This is a genomic window from Psychromonas sp. Urea-02u-13, assembly GCF_002835995.1.
Taxonomy (GTDB): domain Bacteria; phylum Pseudomonadota; class Gammaproteobacteria; order Enterobacterales; family Psychromonadaceae; genus Psychromonas.
In genome coordinates, this window is record NZ_PJBZ01000170.1 from 1 (window position 1) to 2,493 (window position 2,493).

Genomic DNA, 2,493 nt, shown 5'->3' on the forward strand with positions numbered 1-2,493 from the left:
ATCCTGAAATGAATCAGAATTAAGAATTGACACCATAGTCACTTGCTAAGCGGAAAAGAACGGTTGGATATAATCGCGAAGCGATGGCCAACTGTTATTTTTCCGTTTAAGCAACTTGTTATGTTTTAATCACGCCAGACATTACCTAGCGCAACATTTGTACAACCACAAACACCAGAACTTAATTTCACAGAACATCTAAAAAAAATAGGGCCTTTATTTGACATATACGATGCCATCGCGATGGATAACGCTGACTTTTTCTCTAAATCAGTTCCTGAGAATTGCACTACAGTCGACCCTTCACATACATGCCCTTTATACCAAGATGTGCCTGCAGTTGTAATTTCAATTGCAGTACCTGCTTCAGTTTGAACACCTAAAACTTTATCAGCGCAACCATCACCTTGATTGCCAAATCCACCACACGCAAAAGATGAAATTGAGAAAAAGCACAACCCAAACAATACGATTTTTTTTGAAACTTGCATAATTACTCCTTTGAAACATAACGCCGCAATAAGCGGACAAAAATTGTTGGCTACACTTGTTGAGGAACGAAACAAAGCCAACTGTTTTTGTTCCGTTTAATTGCCTTGTTATGTTTTTTATACCATAATCCAATATATATTGGTACTAACTAAAAGGTTTTAATTATGGCTAAAAATACGAGCGTTACTTTAGGTGATCATTTTGATCAGTTTATAAGCCAACAACTTCATTCAGGTCGCTACGGTTCTGCAAGCGAAGTACTTAGAGCTGGCTTGCGAGCATTAGAAGACGAAGAAAGCAAGCTACTTAATTTGCGTAATATGCTAGTTCAAGGTGAACAAAGTGGCACCGTAGATTATAGCTATGACAGCTTAATAGCTGAGCTTGATAAAGATAGCCACTGATGAATAAGTTCGCACTCTCAGCTAAAGCGAAATCAGATTTAATTAAAATTGCAAAGTACACCCAATTAACATGGGGACAAGCACAACGAAATGATTATTTAAAAATACTAGATTACTCATTTCAGTTACTAGCAGCTGAACCTGAAATTGGAGTCAACTGTGATTATATTAGAGAAGGCTATAGTAAATACCCTCAAGCCAACCATGTAATTTATTACAAAGAGCACAAAGTAAATCAAATACTCATTGTCCGAATTTTACATAAAAGCATGGATGTAAACCGCGCACTCTGATAAAAACATAACGCCTCGTTAAGCGGATAAAAATGGTTGGCTATAATCGCGAAGCGATGGCCAACTGTTTTTATTCCGTTTAAACGACTTGTTATGTTTAGTCAATGCGAAATACCATGCATATATTAGCGATCATACTTAAATTTCACATTCATATTTATGTATGCATTAAGTCCATCTCCAACTAATGCACGCTTCTTCATTTCTTCGACATGTTGAGAACCCGCGATACCGTAACTGTAAGTATACGATTTCGGTGCTCCATCAAACCAGACTGTTATAGATGTAGCGTGGATTTCAAAACTATCTACACCAGAGTCATTATTAATATCGGCATACTTCTGCATTTTTCACTCCTAATAATTCAAGATTCAAAGGAAAAAATATGTCGTAAAACACCGTAGTTTAACGACACATTATTAATTAAATACGTTAGCTATACGTATACTCTTGCCAAGGGATTTGCGACATATGGATGTTTGCTAAAAAATTAACAATATCTTTTCGACCACGGTAAGTAGGTGTCCCTCTGGAATCTTGAGCCATAAGTACTAAAGGCAAACCAGGAAATAATGGCATAAATGAATTCATCGCTTTTTCACTTTCAAACGATGAGTCCAGAATATGTTTTTTTATAATAGCAATTGCAAATGTTTGCCCTTGCTCTTTAATCACAGCACCTTGAATTTTCATTTATACCTCAATCAAATTTAAAATATTGATGACAACATATCATCCATACTTTAAATGGGGTCTATTGATGAAAATTCAACCTTTACAAGGTAAAAAATAAACATAACGCCCTATTAACAGGCAAAATAGAGTTGGCTAAAATAGGTGAACGGAGTGAACAAAAAGCCAACTTTATTTTGTCCTTGTTTAATAGCTTGTTATACGTTTGATAGCATGCTACTTAGAGTGCATAAATAAGATTGTGCAACGCGAACCACTGCTATAATAAATATCTGTTTCATCCAAGTAGACAACTATTTCTTGTTTCGCCATGTGTGCAGCCAGAGCAAAACTTACGAGATGACTATCCTCCTTTCTAATTGCAGCGTATGTTGTGTTACATGTTCCAGAACTAAACCCTCCAGCGATTTCGAACTGTACTACGTTCGGGTGTGATGTATGACCTTGCCCAGAAAAACCAATTCTAGTAATTAAGCCTGAATTTGCGGAAAATGCTGTTCCAGCATACGTGAAACCGATAACCGTTAGGGCCAGACTAATTAATTTAAATTTCATTTTCACCTCTTTTACTAAAAAACATTGAATTAATACAATTGTTCAACGAAAACGTA

General features: G+C 36.1%; 6 protein-coding genes. 2 read left to right on the top strand and 4 right to left on the bottom strand.

What is annotated here, in order from left to right:
- Window positions 1-125: 125 nt before the first annotated feature.
- Window positions 126-491, bottom strand: coding sequence for a hypothetical protein (locus tag CXF74_RS21035; RefSeq protein ID WP_101084557.1), 366 nt, complete (start codon window positions 489-491; stop codon window positions 126-128).
- Window positions 492-656: 165 nt separating this feature from the next.
- Between CXF74_RS21035 and CXF74_RS21040 the strand changes: the two genes are divergently transcribed.
- Window positions 657-896 (top strand): type II toxin-antitoxin system ParD family antitoxin, encoded by a 240-nt coding sequence (locus tag CXF74_RS21040; RefSeq protein WP_101084559.1) that lies wholly within the window; start codon window positions 657-659, stop codon window positions 894-896.
- Window positions 896-1,189, top strand: coding sequence for a type II toxin-antitoxin system RelE/ParE family toxin (locus tag CXF74_RS21045; protein WP_101084561.1), 294 nt, complete (start codon window positions 896-898; stop codon window positions 1,187-1,189). Before CXF74_RS21040 ends, CXF74_RS21045 begins: the two co-directional genes overlap by 1 nt.
- 125 nt (window positions 1,190-1,314) lie before the next feature.
- On the opposite strand, the gene CXF74_RS21050 is transcribed toward CXF74_RS21045, so the two are convergent.
- From CXF74_RS21050 to CXF74_RS21060, 3 genes are all read right to left on the bottom strand, one after another.
- Window positions 1,315-1,536, bottom strand: coding sequence for a hypothetical protein (locus CXF74_RS21050; RefSeq protein WP_101084563.1), 222 nt, complete (start codon window positions 1,534-1,536; stop codon window positions 1,315-1,317).
- A gap of 85 nt (window positions 1,537-1,621) precedes the next feature.
- Window positions 1,622-1,882, bottom strand: coding sequence for a hypothetical protein (locus CXF74_RS21055; RefSeq protein WP_101084565.1), 261 nt, complete (start codon window positions 1,880-1,882; stop codon window positions 1,622-1,624).
- A 216-nt stretch (window positions 1,883-2,098) separates the two neighbouring features.
- Complete coding sequence (locus CXF74_RS21060; RefSeq protein ID WP_101084567.1) at window positions 2,099-2,437, bottom strand: hypothetical protein; 339 nt, start codon at window positions 2,435-2,437, stop codon at window positions 2,099-2,101.
- Between the last annotated feature and the right edge of the window lie 56 nt (window positions 2,438-2,493).